The 20,379-nt window shown below is 72.0% G+C and carries 21 protein-coding genes; 10 read left to right on the plus strand and 11 right to left on the minus strand.

What is annotated here, in order from left to right:
* Positions 1-675 (minus strand): hypothetical protein (locus IEX42_RS12850; RefSeq protein ID WP_188780122.1); only part of this gene is annotated, 675 nt, incomplete at its 3' end.
* Between the two features lie 98 nt (positions 676-773).
* Between IEX42_RS12850 and IEX42_RS12855 the strand changes: the two genes are divergently transcribed.
* On the plus strand, positions 774-1,181 hold the full coding sequence (locus tag IEX42_RS12855) for an SRPBCC family protein (protein WP_188780123.1): 408 nt from the start codon (positions 774-776) through the stop codon (positions 1,179-1,181).
* A gap of 132 nt (positions 1,182-1,313) precedes the next feature.
* Here IEX42_RS12855 and IEX42_RS12860 read toward each other — a convergent pair whose 3' ends face one another.
* Positions 1,314-2,525 carry an FAD-dependent monooxygenase gene (locus IEX42_RS12860; RefSeq protein ID WP_229660842.1) on the minus strand — a complete coding sequence of 404 codons (1,212 nt, stop codon included), beginning with the start codon at positions 2,523-2,525 and terminating at the stop codon, positions 1,314-1,316.
* A 115-nt stretch (positions 2,526-2,640) separates the two neighbouring features.
* Here IEX42_RS12860 and IEX42_RS12865 point away from each other — a divergent pair, with 115 nt between their 5' ends.
* A complete protein-coding gene (locus IEX42_RS12865; RefSeq protein ID WP_188780125.1) occupies positions 2,641-2,793 on the plus strand; it encodes a zinc transporter permease in 153 nt (50 codons plus the stop codon).
* A gap of 14 nt (positions 2,794-2,807) precedes the next feature.
* Positions 2,808-3,125: an ArsR/SmtB family transcription factor gene (locus IEX42_RS12870; protein ID WP_188780126.1), complete on the plus strand. Its 318-nt coding sequence runs from the start codon at positions 2,808-2,810 to the stop codon at positions 3,123-3,125.
* Here IEX42_RS12870 and IEX42_RS12875 read toward each other — a convergent pair whose 3' ends face one another.
* From IEX42_RS12875 to IEX42_RS12890, 4 genes are all read right to left on the minus strand, one after another.
* Complete coding sequence (locus IEX42_RS12875) at positions 3,126-3,761, minus strand: hypothetical protein (protein WP_188780127.1); 636 nt, start codon at positions 3,759-3,761, stop codon at positions 3,126-3,128.
* The gene (locus IEX42_RS12880; RefSeq protein ID WP_188780128.1) at positions 3,758-4,504 is read right to left on the minus strand and encodes a helical backbone metal receptor; all 747 of its coding nucleotides are present in this window, start codon (positions 4,502-4,504) and stop codon (positions 3,758-3,760) included. The genes IEX42_RS12875 and IEX42_RS12880 overlap by 4 nt, the downstream gene beginning before the upstream one ends.
* A gap of 56 nt (positions 4,505-4,560) precedes the next feature.
* Positions 4,561-5,316: a TetR/AcrR family transcriptional regulator C-terminal domain-containing protein gene (locus IEX42_RS12885; protein WP_188780129.1), complete on the minus strand. Its 756-nt coding sequence runs from the start codon at positions 5,314-5,316 to the stop codon at positions 4,561-4,563.
* 90 nt (positions 5,317-5,406) lie between these two features.
* Complete coding sequence (locus IEX42_RS12890; RefSeq protein ID WP_188780130.1) at positions 5,407-5,982, minus strand: hypothetical protein; 576 nt, start codon at positions 5,980-5,982, stop codon at positions 5,407-5,409.
* Between the two features lie 125 nt (positions 5,983-6,107).
* Between IEX42_RS12890 and IEX42_RS12895 the strand changes: the two genes are divergently transcribed.
* From IEX42_RS12895 to IEX42_RS12925, 7 genes are all read left to right on the plus strand, one after another.
* Entirely contained in the window at positions 6,108-6,281 is a 174-nt protein-coding gene (locus IEX42_RS12895) for a CsbD family protein (RefSeq protein WP_188780131.1), read from the plus strand.
* 210 nt (positions 6,282-6,491) lie between these two features.
* Positions 6,492-7,136 (plus strand): HAD family hydrolase, encoded by a 645-nt coding sequence (locus IEX42_RS12900; protein WP_188780132.1) that lies wholly within the window; start codon positions 6,492-6,494, stop codon positions 7,134-7,136.
* Between the two features lie 16 nt (positions 7,137-7,152).
* Positions 7,153-8,412 carry a sedoheptulose 7-phosphate cyclase gene (locus tag IEX42_RS12905; protein ID WP_188780133.1) on the plus strand — a complete coding sequence of 420 codons (1,260 nt, stop codon included), beginning with the start codon at positions 7,153-7,155 and terminating at the stop codon, positions 8,410-8,412.
* The gene (locus tag IEX42_RS12910) at positions 8,409-9,212 is read left to right on the plus strand and encodes an O-methyltransferase (protein ID WP_229660843.1); all 804 of its coding nucleotides are present in this window, start codon (positions 8,409-8,411) and stop codon (positions 9,210-9,212) included. Before IEX42_RS12905 ends, IEX42_RS12910 begins: the two co-directional genes overlap by 4 nt.
* Positions 9,209-9,982, plus strand: a complete 774-nt coding sequence (locus IEX42_RS12915; RefSeq protein ID WP_188780134.1) for a TauD/TfdA dioxygenase family protein — start codon at positions 9,209-9,211, stop codon at positions 9,980-9,982. Before IEX42_RS12910 ends, IEX42_RS12915 begins: the two co-directional genes overlap by 4 nt.
* Positions 9,979-11,289, plus strand: coding sequence for an ATP-grasp domain-containing protein (locus tag IEX42_RS12920; RefSeq protein ID WP_188780135.1), 1,311 nt, complete (start codon positions 9,979-9,981; stop codon positions 11,287-11,289). Before IEX42_RS12915 ends, IEX42_RS12920 begins: the two co-directional genes overlap by 4 nt.
* A complete protein-coding gene (locus IEX42_RS12925; protein WP_229660845.1) occupies positions 11,282-12,307 on the plus strand; it encodes a D-alanine--D-alanine ligase family protein in 1,026 nt (341 codons plus the stop codon). Before IEX42_RS12920 ends, IEX42_RS12925 begins: the two co-directional genes overlap by 8 nt.
* Positions 12,308-12,354: 47 nt before the next feature.
* Here IEX42_RS12925 and IEX42_RS12930 read toward each other — a convergent pair whose 3' ends face one another.
* The 5 genes from IEX42_RS12930 to icmF form a co-directional block, all read right to left on the minus strand.
* The gene (locus IEX42_RS12930) at positions 12,355-13,707 is read right to left on the minus strand and encodes an FAD-dependent oxidoreductase (RefSeq protein ID WP_188780136.1); all 1,353 of its coding nucleotides are present in this window, start codon (positions 13,705-13,707) and stop codon (positions 12,355-12,357) included.
* 88 nt (positions 13,708-13,795) lie between these two features.
* On the minus strand, positions 13,796-14,293 hold the full coding sequence (locus tag IEX42_RS12935; RefSeq protein WP_188780137.1) for a thioesterase family protein: 498 nt from the start codon (positions 14,291-14,293) through the stop codon (positions 13,796-13,798).
* Positions 14,294-14,322: 29 nt separating this feature from the next.
* On the minus strand, positions 14,323-14,811 hold the full coding sequence (locus tag IEX42_RS12940; RefSeq protein WP_188780138.1) for an acyl-CoA thioesterase: 489 nt from the start codon (positions 14,809-14,811) through the stop codon (positions 14,323-14,325).
* Positions 14,812-14,866: 55 nt separating this feature from the next.
* A complete protein-coding gene (locus IEX42_RS12945; protein ID WP_188780139.1) occupies positions 14,867-16,849 on the minus strand; it encodes a purple acid phosphatase family protein in 1,983 nt (660 codons plus the stop codon).
* A 290-nt stretch (positions 16,850-17,139) separates the two neighbouring features.
* Positions 17,140-20,370 (minus strand): fused isobutyryl-CoA mutase/GTPase IcmF, encoded by a 3,231-nt coding sequence (gene icmF / locus IEX42_RS12950; protein ID WP_188780140.1) that lies wholly within the window; start codon positions 20,368-20,370, stop codon positions 17,140-17,142.
* Positions 20,371-20,379: the final 9 nt, after the last annotated feature.

Here is a 20,379-nt window from a genome sequence, read left to right on the forward strand (position 1 = left end):
GCCGGTGTCGCCGTCGCGGCGGGGGTCGAGGGTGTCCTTGACCTTCTCGCCGGTGGTGCGGTGGGCGGGGTCGGTGGGGTCTCCGCGGAGGCCGTCGTCGGGTGTGCGGCCCTCTCGGGTCGCGCCGGCCTGGTGGCCGGGCGGGTCGTAGGCGCCAGTGTCGCCGTCGCGGCGGGGGTCGAGGGTGTCCTTGACCTTCTCGCCGGTGGTGCGGTGGGCGGGGTCGGTGGGATCGCCGCGCAGTCCGTCGTCGGTCGTGCGGTGGTCCCGGGCGGTGGTGCCGGGCGCGGCGACGTCACCGCGGCCACGCTCCGTGCGGCTCTCGTCGGTGTGTGGGTCGAGCTCGTCGGCCTTGCGGAGCTTCTCCTGCTGATCCGCCCGGCTCGCCCGCGCCGCCTGCTCGCGCTCCGCGGCCTCCGCCTCGGCGCGCTGGGCTCGGGCGGCCTCCTCGTCGGCCGCAGCCCGCGTCTTTCGGGCCTGCGCCTCGACCTCCGCGGCACCGGCCTCGTGCTTGCGCACGGTCCGTTCCTGCGCCGCGGCGTCCGCGCGCAGCTTCTCGGCCTGCTCGTGCTGGACCTGGCGCTTCTTCTTGACGGCAGCACTGGCCAGCAGGCCGATCACGATCAGTGCCACGACGACCACGACCACGATGATGACGATGGTGGTAGTACTCATGGGTTTCCTCCCAGCGGCCCCGTCGGGGCCTAGACGCTGGCGGTAACCGACGTCACGCCAAACATGCCTGGGGGTGGTTCGGCGCCTACGCTGGTCTCGTGCAGAGTCGTCACGTCTCGGTGGTCGTCCGGCGGGGCCCGGGCGAGGTCTACGCGTACGCCCGTGACCCCGAGAACCTGCCGCGCTGGGCGGCGGGCCTCACGCAGGGAGAGGTGGACACGAGCGCCGACGGGGTGATCGTCGACTCCCCGATGGGTCGGGTGGAGGTGCGCTTCGCGCCGACGAACGACCTGGGAGTCCTCGACCACGTGGTACGCCTGCCCAGCGGGGAGAGGGTGCTCAACCCGCTCCGCGTCCTCGCGCACCCGGACGGCTCGGAGGTGCTGTTCACCGTGCGGCAGCTGGCGATGAGCGAGGCCGAGCTGGACCGCGACGCCGCCTCGGTCGCCGCGGACCTCGAGCGGCTCAGGAGGCTGCTGGAGGCCGACGAGGTCCAGCAGTCCTGACCCGCGCCGCCCTCGGTGAACTGTCACTCCCCACGACGGGTACGCCGTGGGAAGCGTCAGTTCGTCGTGGGTGAGGTCGAACGAGTGCCCGATTCGCCCGATACTCCCGGCATACCGTGGTGAACCGGCAGGTCACGCCTCGCGGCCGGTGCCGCCAGCGGGCTCGGGCAGGTCGCGGTGCGGCTCCGCGATAGGGATCGCCCCGGCCACGGTCTGCACCGGGCCGCTCGCGGCGAGCTTCATCGCCTGGCGCAGCACCGAGACGCCCAGTCGCGAGTGCGGTGCCGCGAGGCGGGGTACGCCGGGCGGCAGGTGCTGCGCCCGCTCGACCATCGGCCGCATCCACTCCTCGTACGCCGCGAGCGCCACCTCCACCTCGTCGTGCCGGTCGAGCATCGCGCCGAGCACGTACGCGCCGACGAGCGCCAGTGAGGTGCCGCCCCCGCCGATCGGGGTCACGCACCACGCGGCGTCGCCGAGCAGGCAGACCCGGCCGCGCCACCACGTGGTGCAGCGGGCCATGGCGAGATCGTCGGCGTAGAGCGCGTCGTCGGCGTCGAAGCCGTCCAGCACCCGGCCGGTCTCCCACCCGACGTCGGCGAACCGGCGCCGCAGGTCGGCGCGGACCTCGTCGGTGGTGCGCCCGGCCAGCGCCGACTCGTCGGAGAGGAAGGCCAGGCTCGCGCGGATCGTGCCCTCGTCGTCGGGACGCAGCTGCACCTGCCGCGAGCCCGGGGTGTTGAGCCAGCGCCACCAGTCGTCGTCGGCATCGGTACGCGCGATCGTGCCGAACGCGATCGACATGCCGAGGTGGTCCAGCTCGACCTCCTCCTCGTCGAGCAGCAGCCCCCGGGTGTGCGAGCGGACCCCGTCGGCGACCACGACGAGGTCGTAGCGCTCGGCGGCGCCCGACGCGAGGCGTACGTCGACCCCGTCGCCGTCCTGATCCAGCGCGACCACGTGGTCGTCGTAGCGCCAGGTGACCGCGTCGGGGCAGCCGCCGGCCAGCACCTCGGCCAGCGCCCCGCGGAGGATCTCCAGCTCGGCGGTCGGCCCGCCGGCGTCGCCCTCGACCACCGGCAGCTCGGCGACCGCGGCGCCGGTCTCGTCGACGAAGCGCGTCCCGACCTCGCCGGTGTTGCGGGCGCGGACCGCCTCCTCGAGACCCATCCGGCGCAGGACCTCCCGGGCCGCGCCGCGGACGTCGACGTTCTGTCCGCCCGGCCGAGGGCCCGGTGCGCGCTCCTGCACGACGACGTCGTACCCGGCCCGTGTCAGCCAGTACGCCGCCGCCGGTCCCGCGATGCTCGCGCCGACGACCAGGGCTCGGGGTCTGCTCGTCACCTTCACCCGGTGACCCCCTCGCCGCGACTTCATGCACCGCGAGTAGCGATGACGCATGCGCATATGTTTATATGTGCCGACGGCAACTCCGCCGCACCCGATCCCGAGGAGCACCATGAGCGAGCAGCACGCGGTCCACGAGGCCCACGACGACCACACCCACGGCCCCGACTGCGGTCACGAGACCGTTCAGCACGGCGACCACGTCGACTACGTCCACGACGGTCACAAGCACGCCGAGCACGACGGCCACTACGACGAGCACTGAGCTCGTCCCACGTCGTGGCGACGGACGCGCACCGTAGAGACCTCGAGGAGGACTTCGGCCCTGTCGCCGAGCTCTTCGCGGCGCTCGCGGTGCCCGTTCGCGCCGCGATCGTGCACCGGCTCACCGAGCACGAGCGCTCGGTGGGCGAGCTGGTCGAGACGCTCGGGGTCTCCCAGCCCCTGGTCTCCCAGCACCTGCGCACCTTGCGTCTCGCCGGGCTGGTGAGCGTGGAGCGCGAGGGGCGTCGGGCGGTGTACCGGCTGACCGACGCGCACGTCGCGCACGTCTTTCTCGACGCCTACCACCACTCCCGCGAGCCCGGCGACGGCTGATCAGCGACGTGGCGGTCCCGTCAGGCGTGCGGGCAGTCGCAGGCCGCTGTCCTTCAGCTCGACGTCGGCGAGCCGCTCGATGACCGCACGGTCACCGCGCCGCCAGGCCCCGGCCGGGTCCGGGTCCACCCGGGCCAGGACGTGCAGCGGCTGCTGGGTCATTGCGCGCAGCGCGAACAGGTCGATGTCGGCGCCGGAGTCGAGGAAGCGCTGCCCGGCGGTGGCCCGGCGGACGAACCGTACGCGTGGCGGCAGGTAGTAGCTCAGGGCGATCACGACCGGGATCACGGCGACAGCGACGCCGAGCCAGAAGGCCAGGCTCTCCACCGCGTGCACCTGGCTGCGGCCCGCGTCGGCGAGCTGGGCGGCGGCCGCGCCGGCGCCGTCGAAGGGCTTGCGGACGTCGTCCCCGACCAGCGGCACCCCGGCGACCCGGCGACCGGCCGAGCGCAGGTTCTCCTCCAGCCCGCCCGCGGACGACGCGACCTCGCGGCCCGGGGTGGCCAGGCCGAGGGTCACGTCGTGGACCTTGCGGGCCAGCGCCACTGCGAACCAGACCCAGGCCACCAGGGCCAGGTCGAGCAGCACCTGCCAGGTACGACGGACGGGACGGTCGGCGTAGAGCTTGAGCCTCATCGGGGGTCCTCTCCGGTCAGTGTCAGGTGTGCCTCGACCAGCGACGGGCCGTACCAGGTCAGCAGCCGCCCGCTGACGAGCCGGGTTTCGGCGTGCAGGAACGCCTCGGGGCCGTCGTCGGCGGCGAAGGCGTACGGCTCGTCGGGGAGCAGTGCCAGCACCCCGACGCGGTCGATGTCCACGAGCTCGACCGTCGGGTAGCGGGCCGCGTCGTCGAGCACGTTCTCCGCGCCCAGCCGGCGCAGCACGTCGGAGGTGAAGGAGTCACCGCCGACGGCCATCCACGGGTCCCTCCAGATCGGTACGACGACCCGCTGCCCGGCCAGCGCTCCGCCCGGCGGACGCGCCCACAGCGGCTCGGCCTCGTCGACCCAGCCGGGGACGGGCAGGCCGAGCGCGTCGCCGACGAGACGCCGGATCGAGGCGAGGGCCTCGGGCACCGTGGAGATGTCGGTGACCCAGACGGGTACGCCGGCCTCGCGGAGCCGGCGCACGTCCAGCTCGCGGTTCTCCTCCTTGTTGGCCACGACCAGGTCGGGCGCGAGGTCGAGGATCGCTGCGCGGTCGGGGTTCTTCGTCCCGCGCACGCGGGGTACGTCGAGGTCGGCCGGGTGGGTGCACCAGTCGGTCGCACCGACCACGACCCCGAGCGGGGCCAGGGTCTCGGTCAGGGACGGGACGAGGCTCACCACGCGGCGCGGGGGTCGCTCGAGCGGGACGTCGGCTCCCAGGTCGTCGTGCATCACCTGATCATCGCCCGCGATCGCCGGACGGCGCACTCGCGGTCGGTGCCCTCGAGTCAGTCGTCGGTGTCGGCGAGGTCGACCTTGATCCGGCGGATGCGGTCCAGCAGGTCCTCGAGCGCGAGCTCGAACTCCTCGGCTGCATGGTCCTCGGCCAGCAGGTCGCGCATGTCTCGCACCTGCGGGTAGTCAGCCAGTCGAGGGTTCTCGGTCGTGTCCTCCACCACGTCGAGCGGGCCGACGTCGGCGCCCAGCGAGGCGACCTCGAGCAGCAGGCTGCCCAGCAGGAAGCTGGTGAACGCTCGGTAGGCCGCGGCCGTGGCCTCGCGGCTGAAGCCCTCGGACCGCAGGCCGACCACGAAGCTCTCGACCCAGTCGACGCTGCGCAGCGGCGGCCGCAGCCACGGCGCCTCGGGTGGGCGCGAGGCGACCAGCGGGAAGGCCTGCGGGTGAGCCAGCGCCACGCGACGCACGCCGTGGGCCATCCGCTGCAGGAAGTCCTGCCACCCGTCTTGCGGGGCCGAGATGACGTCCGCGTCGGCGTACATCGTCTCGATCAGGGCGTCGACAAGGCTGTCCAAGAGATCCTCTTTGCCGGGCACGTAGCGGTACAGGCTCATGGCCTCGACGCCGAGCGCGTGGCCCAGCCGTCGCATCGTGAGGGCGCCGGGTCCGATCTCCTCGACCAGCTTCAGCGCCGTGGCGACGATGCGCGAGCGCTCCAGCGGCACGCGCTCGGAGGGCGCCTCCTCGCCGCGGACGGCGGCTGCGTCGGCATCCTCGGGCGGGCCGTCGGCCGGGTCGCTGCTCACGTCATCTCCGCAGGTTCGCTGTGCGTACGGCGGACGCCCGGCGCCGCGCGGTGGCGGCCGTCGGCTGACCCACCGTACGCACCGTGCCGGTCAGCGACCGACGACCGAGGTGTCCACGGTCCGGTGGAAGTGCATGCCCGCCAGCCCGCCGAGCATCGCCGCCACGAGACTGACGACGACGACACCGACCAGCAGGACGGCAGCCAGTGCCGTGGTCTCGCCGAGGTCCGTGGGGAGCCGCGGGAAGGAGTCGATCTTCTGCAGGACGTCGAACTTCGCTCCGCCGATGGCGCTCAGCACCGCGACGACGATCGCGGCGAGCACGGCCCAGCCGAACACGGCGACCCCTTGGCGAAGCCCGTCGAAGCGGGCCATCCGGCCGGCGACGTACCCGCCGCAGTAGTACGCCACGAACACGACGACCAGGACGACGACCACACCACCCCATCCGATCGTCTCGGCATCGCGCGAGCCTGCGTCCAGCGTGTCGGTCAGGTCCAGGGCGAGGCCGGCCGCGGCCAGCAGGGCCGTCAGCAGGACGAGCATCCCGCTCGCGGTCAGCCACCCGAAGAAGGCACAGAACGGCTTCATGCCGCCGAACTCGCGCTCGCCCCTCTGCCTGGTCTCCTTCGTGCTGGGCTGGTGGTGCTCCGGGCTCGACGTCATGGTGTGTCCTCTTCTCGGGGTGCTTACGTTGTAAGTCAATCACGTGCTTACACTGTAAGTCGACCGGCGGCACCGCACGCCGGGTGTCGACTGCCGGTCGTCAACCGACACGAAGGAGATGCACGATGGGACTCGCCGACAAGGCCAAGAACGCCGCCGAGGACGCCCTCGGCAAGGCCAAGGAGGTCGTGGGTGACGCCACCGACGACAAGGACCTGAAGGCCGAGGGCAAGAAGGACCAGGCCTCCTCCTCGCTGAAGGACGCGGGCGAGAACGTCAAGGACGCGTTCAAGAAGTAGGGCGACGCCGGGTGCGCCGGGCCGGACCGCCCGGCGCGCTCGGCCGCCCCGCACCACCCCACCGGGCCCGGCGGCCACCGCTGAGGGTGAACCTCGCCCCGCCTCTCCCCAGGGGTGGTGGCCGCCGGCCCCGGATCCGACAGTGTCGGTCGAGCGGCCCGCCTCGCGGCGGGCCGTCCCACGTCTCGACACCCACGGAGGCCCACTTCGATGACCGCACTGCTTCTCGGCTCCATCAGCGCCGTAGCCGACACCTCCGAGCTCCAGCGCCAGGCCTTCAACCGGGCCTTCACCGAGCACGGCCTGGACTGGCGGTGGGACCGGGAGGAGTACCGGTCGCTGCTGGGCACCAACGGAGGTCGGGACCGCGTCGCGGCGTACGCCGCCGAGCGGGGCGAGGACGTGGACGCCGAGGCGGTGCACGCGACCAAGTCGCGGCTGTTCCGCGAGTCGCTCGCCGACGGTGTCGAGCCGCGGGCCGGGGTGATGGAGACCGTCGCCGCGGCGCGTGAGAAGGGCGTGAAGGTCGCCCTCGTGACCACCACCTCGCCCGAGAACGTCGCGGCGCTGCTGGACGCGCTGCCCGAGCTGTCCGCCGATGACCTCGACCTGGTGGTCGACGCGACCCACGTCGAGGTGCCCAAGCCAGACCCTGCGGTGTACGCCTACGCCATGAAGAGGCTGGGGGAGCTGCCCGAGGACTGCGTCGCGGTCGAGGACAACCCCGGTGGGCTCACCGCCGCCACGGTCGCCGGTGTCCGCTGCATCGCCTTCCCCAACGCGAACACCGCGGCACTGGAGTTCCCCGGGGCCGAGCGGACCGTCGACCACCTGACCGCCGACCTGGTCGCCTGAGGCAGGAGCCACCGCGATGAGCCAGACCGTGACCCCACCCGCACCCGCTGCCGCCTCGCCGAGCGCCTCTTTGCAGGCGCACGAGCGCTCGTTCCGAGTCGAGGCGTACGAGAAGATCGACTACACGCTGCAGTACGTCGACGGAGTCTTCGACCCCTCGTCGACCGAGCTGGCCGACCTCTACCGGCCCTGGGGTCGGTGCGTGATGGTGGTCGACAGCGCCGTCGAGGAGCTGTACGGCGACGCCGCCCGCGCCTACTTCGAGCACCACCGGATCCCGCTGACGGTCCTCTCCCTGGAGCTCGACGAGACCCGCAAGACCTGGTCGACGGTCGAGCGGATCGTGGACTTCTTCGCCGAGACAGGTTTGGTCCGCAAGGAGCCGGCGCTGGTCGTCGGCGGCGGGCTGACCACCGACATCGCCGGCCTCGCGTGCGCGGCCTTCCGTCGGTCGACTCCCTACGTGCGGATCCCGACGACGCTGATCGGGCTGATCGACGCCAGCGTCTCGATCAAGGTCGCGGTCAACCACAAGAAGTACAAGAACCGGCTCGGCGCGTACCACGCCTCCTCGACGGTGCTGCTGGACTTCGGTTTCCTGGCCACCCTGCCCACCGATCAGGTCCGCAACGGCATGGCCGAGCTGGTCAAGATCACCACGGTCGGTGACGCGGCCAGCTTCGACCTGCTCGAGAAGTACGGCGAAGACCTGCTGGCCACGCACTTCGGCCACCTGGAGGCCGAGGGTGGGACCGCGGAGCTCCGTGAGGCGGCACACACCCTCACCTATCGCTCCATCCAGCGGATGCTCGAGCTCGAGGTGCCCAACCTGCACGAGCTCGACCTGGACCGGGTGATCGCGTTCGGGCACACCTGGAGCCCGACGCTGGAGCTCGAGCCGGACGTGCCGTTCTTCCACGGTCACGCGATCAGCATCGACATGGCGCTCTCGACGACGCTGGCCGAGCGACGCGGCCACGTCAGCGCCGCCGAGCGCGACCGGGTGCTCGGGCTGATGAGCTCCCTCGGCCTCGCTCTGGACAGCCCGCACCTGACCCACGACGTCCTCGAGCGGGCGACGGCCTCGATCCTGCAGACCCGCGACGGCCTGCTGCGGGCGGCGGTGCCCGGGCCGATCGGCACCTGCCTGTTCCTCAACGACGTCGACGTCACCGAGCTGGGCGACGCGCTGGCCGCCCACCGCGAGCTGGTGTCGACGTACCCGCGGGGCGGCGACGGCGTCTCGGCGTTCGTCGGCGACGCCGACCCCACGTGAGCGACTCCGGGAGCCGGGTGGACCTGCGCCCGGTCACTCCCGTGTCGCTGCTTGCCGCAGAGCTGGAGGAGCTGGTCCGCACGGCGCCGCCGGCCGACGACCGGTGGCGGGAGCGGCTGGCCAGGGCGCACGACCTGGCCTCCGGCCTGGACGCCTACGTCGCCTCGGTCACCACGCCGGCCTCGGTGGCGCTCGAGGCGCTGGAGCAGCGGACGATCGAGACGGAGTGGGCCGGACCCCTCGAGGCCGAGATGCTCTCGGGCCACGTCGAGGGCCAGCTGCTGCGCACCCTGGTGCGGGCGACCGGCGCCGGATCCGTGCTCGAGATCGGGATGTTCACCGGCTACTCGGCCCTGGCGATGGCGCAGGCGCTGCCGGCCGGCGGGCGGCTGGTGGCCTGCGAGGTCGACCCGCTGGCGGCCGCGCTGGCGACCGAGGCGTTCGACGCGGCCGGCGTGAGCATCGACGTCCGGGTCGGGCCGGCGGACCGGACGCTGGACGGCCTCGCGGGAGAGCGCTTCGACCTGGTCTTCCTCGACGCCGACAAGGCCGGCTACCTCGGCTACCTGCACCAGCTGCTCGACCTCGACCTGCTCAGCGAGCGCGCGCTGGTCGTCGTCGACAACACGCTGATGCAGGGCGAGCCGTGGCTCGGGTCGAGCACGCCTAACGGCGAGGCGGTGGCCGCCTTCAACGCCGCGGTCGCCGACGACCCACGCGTGGAGCAGGTGGTGCTGCCCGTACGTGACGGGGTGACGCTGCTGATGCGGACGGAGCCGGGCTCGGTGGCCGCCTCGTGAGGGCCGAGCCGCTCGCTCCGATCGGAGTGCGGGTGAGCGACGTCCGTGTCGGTGGTGACCTCGACGCGAGCACCGTCGCCGCGCTGGTCGACCTGCTGGCCGAGCACGGGGTCGTCGTGCTGTCCGACCAGCACGTCGACGACGAGGCCTTCGAGGCCTTCCTCCGGCTCTTCGGAGATCCGGTCTTCACCGAGGGCGAGACCCCCGTCGACGGCCACCCGGATCTCAACGTGATCAGCAACGTCGGGCGCACCACGCCGCCGCGCAGCACCTTCCACGTCGACACCAGCTACGTTGCCGCGCCGCCGGCGTACACCGCGCTGCGCACCGTGCAGGTGCCTGCGCAAGGTGGGCAGACACTGTTCAGCAACCAGTACCGCGCCCTGGAGACCCTGCCCGAGGAGGTGCGTGCGGACCTGGCCGGACGCACGATCAGGCACCGGGTCACCGGCGTCCAGCCTGCCGAGGGGGCCGAGGTCGAGGCGTGGCACCCCGCCGTGCGGCGGCACCCGGTCTCGGGCCGGGAGACGCTCTACCTCTCCACGCCGGCCCGCTGCACCGCCGTGTCCGGCCTCTCCGAGGAGGCGGCCGGAGACCTGGTGGCGATGTTGCACGCGCACTCCACGCTGCCCGACAACGTGTACCGCCACGCGTGGGCACCCGGCGACGTGGTCATGTGGGACAACGGCTGCGTGCTGCACCAGGCCGACCACTCCGGCGTCGTCGGGGACCGGGTGATGCACCGCGGTATGGCCACGGGGTACGCATGAGGCTGCGCGCCCGTGCACGCACGCTCGGCGCGCTCGCGCTGCTCACCACCGCGCTCCCGGCCAACCTCGTCCTGACCGGCGCGGCCCTGGCCCGCGGAGCGGTACGGGGTCGGCCCACGCCCGCGACGCCCGCCCGGCGCCGCACGGTCCTGCTGACCGGCGGCAAGATGACCAAGTCGCTGACCCTGGCGCGGGCCTTCCACGCCGCCGGGCACCGTGTCGTGCTGGCCGAGTCGCCGACGTACCGGTTGAGCGGGCACCGCTTCTCGCGCGCCGTCGACGCCTTCCGGACGATCCCCGACGCCACGGACCCCTCCTACGCCCTCGCGCTGCGCGAGCTGGTCCGCGAGGAGGGCGTCGACGTCGTGATCCCGGTGTGCAGTCCCGTGTCCAGCCGGTACGACGCCCGCGCCAAGGCTGTGCTCGGCTGCGAGGTGCTGCACCCCGACCCGGAGACGCTGGAGGCCGTCGACGACAAGGCCCGCTTCGCCGAGCTGGCGCACTCGCTCGGCCTCGCCGTGCCCGAGACGCACCGGGTGAGCGACCCCGAAGAGGTCGTCGCCTTCGACTTCGCCGCCCACCCCGGTCGCCGCTACGTGCTGAAGAACCTCGACTACGACCCGGTCAACCGGCTGGACCTGACCCCCCTGCCTCGGCCGACCGCGCCCGAGACCGCGGCCTTGGCCCGCTCCAAGCCGATCAGCGCCGACCACCCGTGGATCCTGCAGGAGCTGGTCGAGGGGCGGGAGTACTGCACCCACGGCACCGTTCGCGACGGACGGCTTCAGGTCTACACCTGCTGCGCCTCCTCGGCCTTCCAGCTCAACTACGAGACCGTCGACAAGCCCGCCGTCCGGGCCTGGGTCGAGCGGTTCTGCGAGGGCACCGGGACCACCGGACAGCTCTCGTTCGACCTGATCGAGCAGGCCGACGGCACCGTCAAGGGGATCGAGTGCAACCCCCGCACGCACTCGGCGATCACGCTGTTCGCCGGGGACGCGCGGCTGGCGCCGGCGTACCTCGAGGAGCGGGAGGCGGCGATCGAGCCGCTCGCCGGGGCGCGGCCGACGTACTGGACCTACCAGGAGGCCTGGCGACTGCTGCGTCACCCGGGCACGCTGCCGCAGCGTTGGCGGGTGGTCCGCGAGGGGCGGGACGCGATCTTCGACGTCGACGACCCGCTGCCGTTCCTGGCCGTCCACCACCTGCAGATCCCGTGGCTCCTGGTGCGCTGCCTGGTCCGCGGTGGCGACTTCGTGCGGGTCGACGTCAACATCGGCAAGCTCGTGGAGGCCGGCGGTGACTGACGCGCTGCGCGTGCTGCACCTCGTCGGCTCGCCGACCGACGACTTCCACGCCGACCTCTCGCGGCTCTACGCCCGGGACGCGCTGCAGGCGCTGGCCGACGCCCGCTTCGTGCACCTGGTCGCGCACGTGGCCCCGGGCGGTGGCTGGTCCTTCCCCGACGACCTGAGCCCGGCAGCGCTGGGAGCCGCGCCGGTGCTCGCGCTGCCCGACGCGCTCGCGCGCATCGGGGGCCTGCAGGTCGACCTCGCCCTGCCGCAGATGTTCTGCCCGGCGGGGATGACGACGTACCGCGCGCTGCTGGACCTGCTCGGCGTCCCCTTCGTCGGCAACCGGCCCGAGACGATGACGCTGGGGACCAGCAAGCCCCTTGCGCGAGCAGTGGTCGCCGCCGCCGGCGGCGACGTGCCCGCGGGGGAGGTGCTCCGACCGGGGGAGGAGCCCACGCTGGCGCCGCCGGTCGTGGTCAAGCCGGCCGCCGCCGACAACTCCGCCGGGGTGGCCCTCGTCCGCGACCCCGGCGAGTACGACGCCGCACTCGCCGCGGCCCGGGAGGTGGGCCCCGACGTTCTCGTCGAGCGGTACGTCGAGCTCGGCCGCGAGGTGCGCTGCGGTGTGGTCGACCGCGGCGACCACCTGGAGGTCCTCCCGCTGGAGGAGTACGCCGTCGAGTCCGCGAGCAAGCCGATCCGCGACGCCGCCGACAAGCTGGCCCGTGACGACGCCGGCGACCTGCGTCTCGTGGCCAAGGACGACGAGCACGCGTGGATCGTGCCCGCCGACGACCCGGTCAACGCAGCCGTGGGGGAGGCGGCCCGGCTGGCCTACCGCGCGCTCGGCTGCCGCCACTACGGGCTGTTCGACTTCCGCGTCGACCCCGAGGGGCGGCCGTGGTTCCTCGAGGCGGGGCTCTACAACTCCTTCGCCCGGGCCAGTGTCGTGGCCGTCATGGCCGCTGCGGCCGGGCACGACGTGGCCGACCTGTTCGCCGCGGCCGCCGCGCTTGCCCTGGACGCATAGGTCGTGTGCCTCACGACGCTCGTGGGACCGTCGTGGGGCACACGACCTCAGTCAGAGGCTCCCCGGGCGGCGCGCAGCATGTCCTCGCGCGGGACCACCTTGATCCGCTCGCGTCCCGCGACCTCGCCGAGCGCGATCTCGTGCGCCTCCAAGCGCTCCCAGTCCTCCCACAGGACCGGCTCGCAGCCGACCGCGGCCAGGTGCTCGGTCACGGCGTCCGGGTCCGGCTCCGCGGCGGGTACGAGACCGTCGAGGTCGGCGGTCAGGCTGGCGATCGTCTCGGAAGCGTCCGACTTGGTGTGCCCGATCAGCCCGACCGGCCCCCGCTTGACCCAGCCCGTGGCGTAGAGGCCCGGCAGGGCGCAGCCGTCGAGGTCGAGCACGCGGCCGGCGTCGTGGGGGATCACGCCGCCGACGTGGTCGAACGGCACATCGGCGAGGTGGCTCGAGCGGTAGCCGACCGCGCGGTAGACGGCCTGGACGTCCCAGTCGACGTACTCGCCGGTCCCACGGGCCCTCCCGTCGCCGGTGAGCTCGGTGCGCTCGGTGCGCAGGCCCTCGACCCGGCCGTCGCCGAGGATCGCCACCGGTGCCTGGCACATGTGGAGGTGGATCCGGTGCGGGGCGTCGGTGGGGGTCGCCTCGAGGTACTTCAGCAGGGTGTCGACCACCAGCCGGGTGGCCTTGGACGCCGCGATCGCCGCCTGTCCGGCCTCGTCGATCTGGAAGCCCTCCTCGGTGACGAGGACGTCGACGCTGGGGGAGTGGGAGAGCTCGCGCAGCTCCATCGGGCTGAACTTGATCTGCGCGGGACCCCGGCGCGCGAACACGTGGACGTCCTTCGCGCGGTTGGCGCGCAGGCCGGCGTGCACGTTGTCGGCGATCTCGGTGGTGAGCTGCTCGTCGGCGGGCTTCGCCAGCATCCGGGCCACGTCGAGCGCGACGTTGCCGGCGCCGATCACCGCCACCGACTCCGCCTCGAGCGGCCAGTCCCGCGGGGCGTCGGGGTGGCCGGCGTACCAGGAGACGAAGTCGGCCGCGCCGTGGCTGCCGCGCAGCTCGACCCCGGGGATGTCGAGCTCGCGGTCCTCGATCGCCCCGGTGGCGAAGATGACCGCGTCGTAGAAGCGCGTCAGGTCGTCGCGCTTGAGGTCGCGGCCGTACTCGACGTTGCCGACGAACCGCACGCCGTCCTTGCTCAGGGTGCGGCGCAGCGCCTTGACGATCTCCTTGATCCGCGGGTGGTCGGGGGCGACGCCGTAGCGGACCAGCCCGTACGGAGCGGGCAGCCGCTCGATCACGTCGACGCTCGCGCCGGGGTGAGCGGTGGTGAGGATGTCGGCGGCGTAGATGCTGGCAGGGCCGGCGCCGATGACGGCGACACGGGGCGGGCGGGGCACGGGCGTTCCTCTCGTCAGATGCCCAACCAGTCTAGGTAAGGCTTACCTTACCTAAAAGGTGATTCACCCCACGGTGCGCCCGACAGGCTCAGCGCAGCTGCATCGCGCCGCTGAGGACCGGCTCCCAGGCCAGGGCCTTGTGCTCGGCGATCTGCTTGTCCATCGCCTCGGCGACGTCCGCGGGCCAGGGCGCCGTGCGGCGCGACTCCATGTCGACGTGGAGGAAGATCTCCTCCATGACGTACGACAGCTGCTGGCGGGTCTCGTCGACGAGGTAGACCAGCACGTGCGCGGCGCGCTCCGAGCGACCGATCAGCCTGACGCGTACCGAGAGCCGGTCGCCGACCCGGAGCTCCTTGAGGTACGACATGTGGTGCTCCGCGGTGAACACGCCCTCGCCCGAGATCGTCGGCCACTGCTGCGGGATGCCGACCTCGGTCAGCGACTCGTCGAGCCCCTCGCTGGCGATGCCGACGTAGTGCCGGATGTTGAGGTGGCCGTTCACGTCCTCGAACGCCGCGGGCACCTTCTGGGGAAGGTGGACGGGGAGGGCCTGGAGCTCGTCGTACGTCGGCTGGTTGGTCACGTGGGTCATGGTCCCACCCGGGACGGCGATCAGCGAGCCAGGGTGAGGCCCGTGGCGTGTGTCACCAGCCACGGGTGGTCCGCGACGTCGGTGTCGAGGGCGGCGGCGATGTCGTCGGGGATCGTGCTGGCCCGCCGGGTCTCCATCGAGACGTGGACGACCTTCACCTCCAGTGCGCAGGCGAGCCGCTCGTGCTCGGGGTCGAGGACGAGGGCCAGCGACCGGGCCGCCTTGTCGTTGCGCTCGACCACCCCGGAGTGCACGGTCAGCCGCTGCCCCTCGCGCAGCTCGGAGAGGTAGTCGATGTGGTGGGCGACGGTGAAGAACGACGACCCGCGGCGCTCGATGTAGTCCTCTCCCATCCCGAGGTCCTGCAGCCGCCTCCACGCCCCGTGCGAGCCGAGGGAGAAGAAGTGGACGATGTTCATGTGGCCGTTCTGGTCGATGAACTCCGCAGGCACGGTCTGCTCGTGGACCAGGGGCAGCGAGGACGCTTCGGCGTACGACGGGTGGGTCACGGCAGTGACGGTATCTCCGCCGGTCGGGGGCCCCTGGCGGCGGCCTCGGCGTCCGTCAGCTCGTGATCGCGCCTCGTCCCGCGGTGCGCTTGAGGGTCAGGCGGTCGATCTCGGTCTGCGGGCGGCCGGTGCCCGGCAGGGCGTCGGCGATCGTGCGGATCGTGAACGTCGTCGACTGGCCGTGGGGTGCGGGGACGACGTCGACGGCGATGAACGCGTAGTCGTCGTACCTCACCTGCGACCAGTCGACCGTCTCGGGGACCTTGACCCCGGTCGGGTAGCCGCTGCTGCTCAGTGCACTGTCGCCCTTGGCCCAGACGTAGGAGTTGGCGACGTTCTCGGTGTTGTTCTCGGCCGAGTTCTTGCCGCCCGCGGGCCGGTAGCCGCGGTAGCGCTGACCCTCGGGCAGCGCCTGCGGTCCGCTCGGCTCGACCCCGGCCGGCGCCGGAGCGGTCGTGCTCGGGGCGGGGCGGAACGGGTAGCGCGGGCGTCCGCCCGAGCCGACGCAGAGGTACGTCACCCCGTCGAGCGCCGGCTCGATCGTGGAGCGGTCCGGCGCCGCCTTGGTGCGCTGCCCGTTCTTGATCGGGTCCGTGCGCTCCATCAGGTGGTTGTGGCCCTGGACCACGAGGTCGACCTGGTACTTGCTGAACAGCGGGTCGAGCGCGTCGCGCACGCCGCCGTCGGAGGCGTGGTTGTCGGTCGTCGAGTACGCGCAGTGGTGGAAGAACGCCACCACGAAGTCGATGCCGGGGGCGACCTCCGGGTCGGTGCGCCACTCCTTGAGCGTCGACTCGAGCCACGACAGCTGCGCGCCGTCGGAGTAGCCGGTGTTCGTCTGGATCTCCGCCGAGAGGTCGTTGGCGTCGACCGAGATCACCGCGACGTTGCCGTAGACGAAGCGGTAGACCGACGGGCAGGTCTTCGGGCCGTTCTTCGGCAGGTCCAGGCGGTGCTGGAGCCCGGCGTACCCGTGCGAGGCGGAGTCGCCGAGGTAGCTCGTCGCTCCGTACAGCGGCTCCATGTCGTGGTTGCCGGTGGCGAACATCCACGGCGAGAACGCCGCCTGCGGCTCGATCTGGTCGAGGAAGACGTCCCAGACGTACGGGTTGTAGGCGTTCTTGCCCTTGGGTGTCGGCATCGTGTTGTCCGCCGGCAGCCCGCTGCCGCCCGGGTCGGCGTAGCAGATGTCGCCGGCCAGCAGCGTGAACGCCGGCTTCTGCCGGGCCATCAGGTTGGTCATCGTGACCGCGGGCGTCGGGTCGGTGCCGCCCGGCCCGGCGACCGGGTCGGTGGCGGAGTAGTAGTTGTCGTCGAAGACCCCGCGTGCCCAGGTGCCCCCGTTGCCGGTGACCGACGCCGGGTCGTTGCCCCAGGCGAAGCGCGGGTCGGTCGGGGCGTTGTTCGTGCCGACGTCAGCGAAGGCGGTGAAGGTGAACGGACGCGGCACGTCGACCACGTGGCGGCGGCCGATCCGGAAGGTCGGGGCGGTGGTGAAGTACGCGTCGCCCGTCGCCGTCCCGTCGTTGAGCACGACGCGGTAGTGGTAGACGCGGTCCGGACGCAGGCCCGTCATCTGGCCCTTGAGGTAGAACTGGCTGCCCGCCGGGCCGTTCGGGACGACGTACTGCCCGACGAGGTGCACGATCTCGGCCTCGTAGCGCTGCCCGTAGTGACCCGGCGACTGCCCGACCTCGACGTAGGCCCGCAGCGTCTTCGGCAGCTTGCCGGTCCGGCTGACCAGCTGCGCGGTCAGCGCCATCGCGGAGTCGCGCAGGCCGAAGGTGTCGGGGGCGAAGGAGAGGTGGCGCCCGGAGACGACCACCCCGACCGGTCCCGCCCTGCCGCCGCCCGCGGCGAACGCCTTCTGGGCGAGGCCGAACTGTGCGGCGGTGATGCTGCCGGCTCCGATCGTCGCGGTCCGCAGCGCCGTACGGCGCGTGACGCGGTGACGCTTGAGCTCGCCGGCGTTCCACTCGGTCATCTCGTCGACCGTCAGCGGAAGGTTCACGTTGTAGCGGATGTCGGGATCGGGCATGGGGCCCATCGGACTCCTCGCTACTGACGGCCCGGCGAACCCCGGGTGAACGTTGGGGGCGGGGCGGAAGAGGTCTCGACAGGCTCGACCTCCGTGGTCCCGGTCGTCGGTGACCACCGGAGGTCGAGCTCGTCACCGCCGCGATCCTCGCCACGGCCAGGCTTCACGAGCTCCGTCTGGTCCTCGGATTTCGACTCGTGTCGTTCCCGCCTCGCGGGCTCGGCGGGAGCCGACATGGCTCAACCTCTTCGCGCTACGGCCGGGCGTCGCAAGCTCCGCCCGGCCGGCGCTCAGACGTTGCGACGGTACTCGCCGCCCACCTCGAAGAACGCCTCGGTGACCTGCTGCAGCGAGCACACCCGGGCGGCATCCATCAGCACGGCGAAGACGTTCTCCCCGGCGACGGCGGCGTCCTTGAGACGCGCCAAAGCCTCCTCGGCCTCGCTGCGGTGCGCCTCCTGGAAGGCGGTGACCCGGTCCAGCTGGGACCTCTTCTCCTCCTCGGTGGCCCGGGCCAGCTCGACGTGGTCGGGCGTGCCGTCGTCGGCCGCGGGGTTGCGGAACGTGTTGACCCCCACGATCGGCAGCGACCCGTCGTGCTTGCGCTGCTCGTAGAGCATCGACTCGTCCTGGATCCGCCCGCGCTGGTAGCCGGTCTCCATCGCGCCGAGGACGCCGCCGCGCTCGTTGATCGCGTCGAACTCGGCGAGCACCGCCTCCTCGACGAGGTCGGTGAGCTGGTCGATGACGAACGAGCCCTGGAGGGGGTTCTCGTTCATCGACAGGCCCCACTCCTTGGTGATGATCATCTGGATCGCGAGGGCCCGGCGCACCGACTCGTTCGACGGGGTGGTCACGGCCTCGTCGTAGGCGTTGGTGTGCAGCGAGTTCGCGTTGTCGTACAGCGCGATCAGGGCCTGCAGCGTGGTCCGGATGTCGTTGAAGCTCATCTCCTGCGCGTGCAGGGAGCGCCCGCTGGTCTGGACGTGGTACTTCAGCTTCTGCGCGCGCTCGCCGGCGCCGTACTTCTCCTTCATCGCCACCGCCCAGATCCGTCGGGCGACGCGGCCGATGACGGAGTACTCCGGGTCCATCCCGTTGGAGAAGAAGAAGGACAGGTTCGGGGCGAAGTCGTCGACGTGCATGCCGCGGGCGAGGTAGGACTCGACGTAGGTGAACCCGTTGGCGAGCGTGAACGCGAGCTGGCTGATCGGGTTCGCCCCGGCCTCGGCGATGTGGTAGCCGGAGATCGACACGGAGTAGAAGTTGCGCACCCCGTGCTCGATGAACCACTCCTGGATGTCGGCCATCATCGAGAGGCTGAACTCCGTGGAGAACAGGCAGGTGTTCTGCCCCTGGTCCTCCTTGAGGATGTCGGCCTGCACCGTGCCGCGGACCTGCGAGACCGCCTCGGCTGCGAGCATCGCGGTCTCCTCCTCGCCCGGGTCGCGGCCCTCCCGCTCGCGGAACGCGTCGATCTGCTGGTCGATCGCGGTGTTGAGGAAGAACGCCAGCACCGTCGGCGCCGGGCCGTTGATGGTCATCGACACGCTGGTCGTCGGCGCGCAGAGGTCGAAGCCGTCGTAGAGCGCCTTCATGTCGTCGAGCGTCGCGATCGAGACCCCGGAGGTGCCGACCTTGCCGTAGATGTCGGGGCGCAGCCCGGGGTCGCGCCCGTACAGCGTCACCGAGTCGAAGGCCGTCGACAAGCGCGTTGCCGGCTGGCCCTCACTGAGCAGCTTGAAGCGGCGGTTGGTACGGAACGGGTCGCCCTCGCCGGCGAACATCCGGGCCGGGTCCTCATTGTCGCGCTTGAACTTGAAGACCCCGCCGGTGAAGGGGTAGAAGCCGGGGAGGTTCTCCCGGCGCCAGAACGAGACCAGCTCGCCGTGGTCGTCGTACGCCGGCAGCGCGACCCTCGGGATGCGCGAGCCGGACAGCGACTCCCTGGTCAGCCGGGTGACGATCTCCTTGTCCCTGACGGTCACCGTCTGCTCGTCGCCGGAGTACGACGCCACGACGTCGGGCCACTGCTCGATCTGCTCGCGCGTCTCGCGCGGCAGGTCCTCCCGGGCGTCCGCGAGGAGCCCGGCGACCGCCTCATCGTCGGGCAGCTCCTCGGCCACGGCGGCGACCCGCTGGGCACGACGGGCTCGTGCGGCCAGGTCGGCGGTGTCGGCGTGGTAGCCGCGGACCGTCTCACTGATCTCGGAGAGGTAGCGGACGCGCTCGGCCGGCACCGGCTGGGCGTCGTGGCTGGAGAACCGTACGTCGACCCGCGGCAGCACGCCGTCGGCCAGGTCGAGGCCCTTGGCGGACAGCAGACCGGCGAGGTGCTGGTAGAGCGCGGTCACGCCGTCGTCGTTGAACGTCGCCGCCGAGGTGCCGAAGACCGGCATCTCCTCGGGCTTCTTCCCGAACGCCTCCTGGTTGCGCACCATCTGCCGCCCGACGTCGCGCAGCGCGTCCTTGGCGCCGCGCCGCTCGAACTTGTTGATGGCGACGGCCTCGGCGAAGTCGAGCATGTCGATCTTCTCCAGCTGCGAGGCCGCCCCGAACTCGGGCGTCATGACGTAGACGGGGACGTCGACGAAGGGCACGATCCCGGCGTCGCCCTGGCCGATACCGGGTGTCTCGACGATCACCAGGTCGTGGCCGGCCGCCTTGAGCAGCGCGATCACGGTCTCCAGCTGCTCCGGCGTCTCCTTCGCGCCACGGGTGGCCAGCGAGCGAAAGTAGACCGGCGACTCGCCGTCGTTCTCGCGCAGGGCGTTCATCCGGATCCGGTCGCCGAGCAGGGCGCCGCCGCCCCTGCGGCGGGTCGGGTCCACGGCGAGGACCGCGATCCGGAGCTTGTCCTGCTGGTCGAGGCGGAAGCGGCGGACGAGCTCGTCGGTGAGGCTGGACTTCCCGGACCCGCCGGTGCCGGTCAGCCCCAGCACCGGCGCGGACGAGGCGTCGGCTGCCGCCGTGATCGCGCTCAGGAACTCCTCGTCGAGGTGCCCGGTCTCGGCGCCGGTGATCGCTCGCGCCAGCGCGCGGCGGTCTCCGGAGAGCACCGCCTCGGCGGTGGTGCCCTCCTGCTCCCACAGGTCGAGGTCGCAGGCCTCGATCATCGTGTTGATCATCCCCGGCAGCCCGAGTTTCTGCCCGTCCTCGGGCGAGAAGATGGTGACGCCGGCGTCCTTGAGTCGGGCGATCTCGTCGGCGACGATGACGCCGCCCCCGCCGCCGTACACCTGGACGTCGCCGGCACCGCGCTCGGCGAGGAGCCGGCCGAGGTACTCGAAGTACTCCACGTGCCCGCCCTGGTACGACGAGATCGCGACGCCCTGCACGTCCTCCTCGACGGCCGCGTCGACGATCTCGGCCACCGACCGGTTGTGCCCGAGGTGGATCACCTCTGCGCCCTGGCTCTGCAGGATCCGCCGCATGATGTTGATCGAGGCGTCGTGCCCGTCGAACAGGCTCGCCGCGGTCACGAACCGCACCGGGTGGGAAGGGGTGTGCAGCTCGGCCATCGGGTCCTC

Source organism: Marmoricola endophyticus, assembly GCF_014644415.1.
Taxonomy (GTDB): domain Bacteria; phylum Actinomycetota; class Actinomycetes; order Propionibacteriales; family Nocardioidaceae; genus Marmoricola; species Marmoricola endophyticus.

Excerpts from the sequence above, each read along its gene's own strand:
- IEX42_RS12865 (WP_188780125.1), top strand. The coding sequence starts at position 2,641 with ATGAGCGAGCAGCACGCGGTCCACGAGGCCCACGACGACCACACCCAC.
- IEX42_RS12875 (WP_188780127.1), bottom strand. The coding sequence starts at position 3,761 with ATGAGGCTCAAGCTCTACGCCGACCGTCCCGTCCGTCGTACCTGGCAG.
- IEX42_RS12880 (WP_188780128.1), bottom strand. The coding sequence starts at position 4,504 with ATGCACGACGACCTGGGAGCCGACGTCCCGCTCGAGCGACCCCCGCGC.
- IEX42_RS12890 (WP_188780130.1), bottom strand. The coding sequence starts at position 5,982 with ATGACGTCGAGCCCGGAGCACCACCAGCCCAGCACGAAGGAGACCAGG.
- IEX42_RS12895 (WP_188780131.1), top strand. The coding sequence starts at position 6,108 with ATGGGACTCGCCGACAAGGCCAAGAACGCCGCCGAGGACGCCCTCGGC.
- IEX42_RS12900 (WP_188780132.1), top strand. The coding sequence starts at position 6,492 with ATGACCGCACTGCTTCTCGGCTCCATCAGCGCCGTAGCCGACACCTCC.
- IEX42_RS12905 (WP_188780133.1), top strand. The coding sequence starts at position 7,153 with ATGAGCCAGACCGTGACCCCACCCGCACCCGCTGCCGCCTCGCCGAGC.
- IEX42_RS12920 (WP_188780135.1), top strand. The coding sequence starts at position 9,979 with ATGAGGCTGCGCGCCCGTGCACGCACGCTCGGCGCGCTCGCGCTGCTC.
- IEX42_RS12945 (WP_188780139.1), bottom strand. The coding sequence starts at position 16,849 with ATGCCCGATCCCGACATCCGCTACAACGTGAACCTTCCGCTGACGGTC.
- icmF (WP_188780140.1), bottom strand. The coding sequence starts at position 20,370 with ATGGCCGAGCTGCACACCCCTTCCCACCCGGTGCGGTTCGTGACCGCG.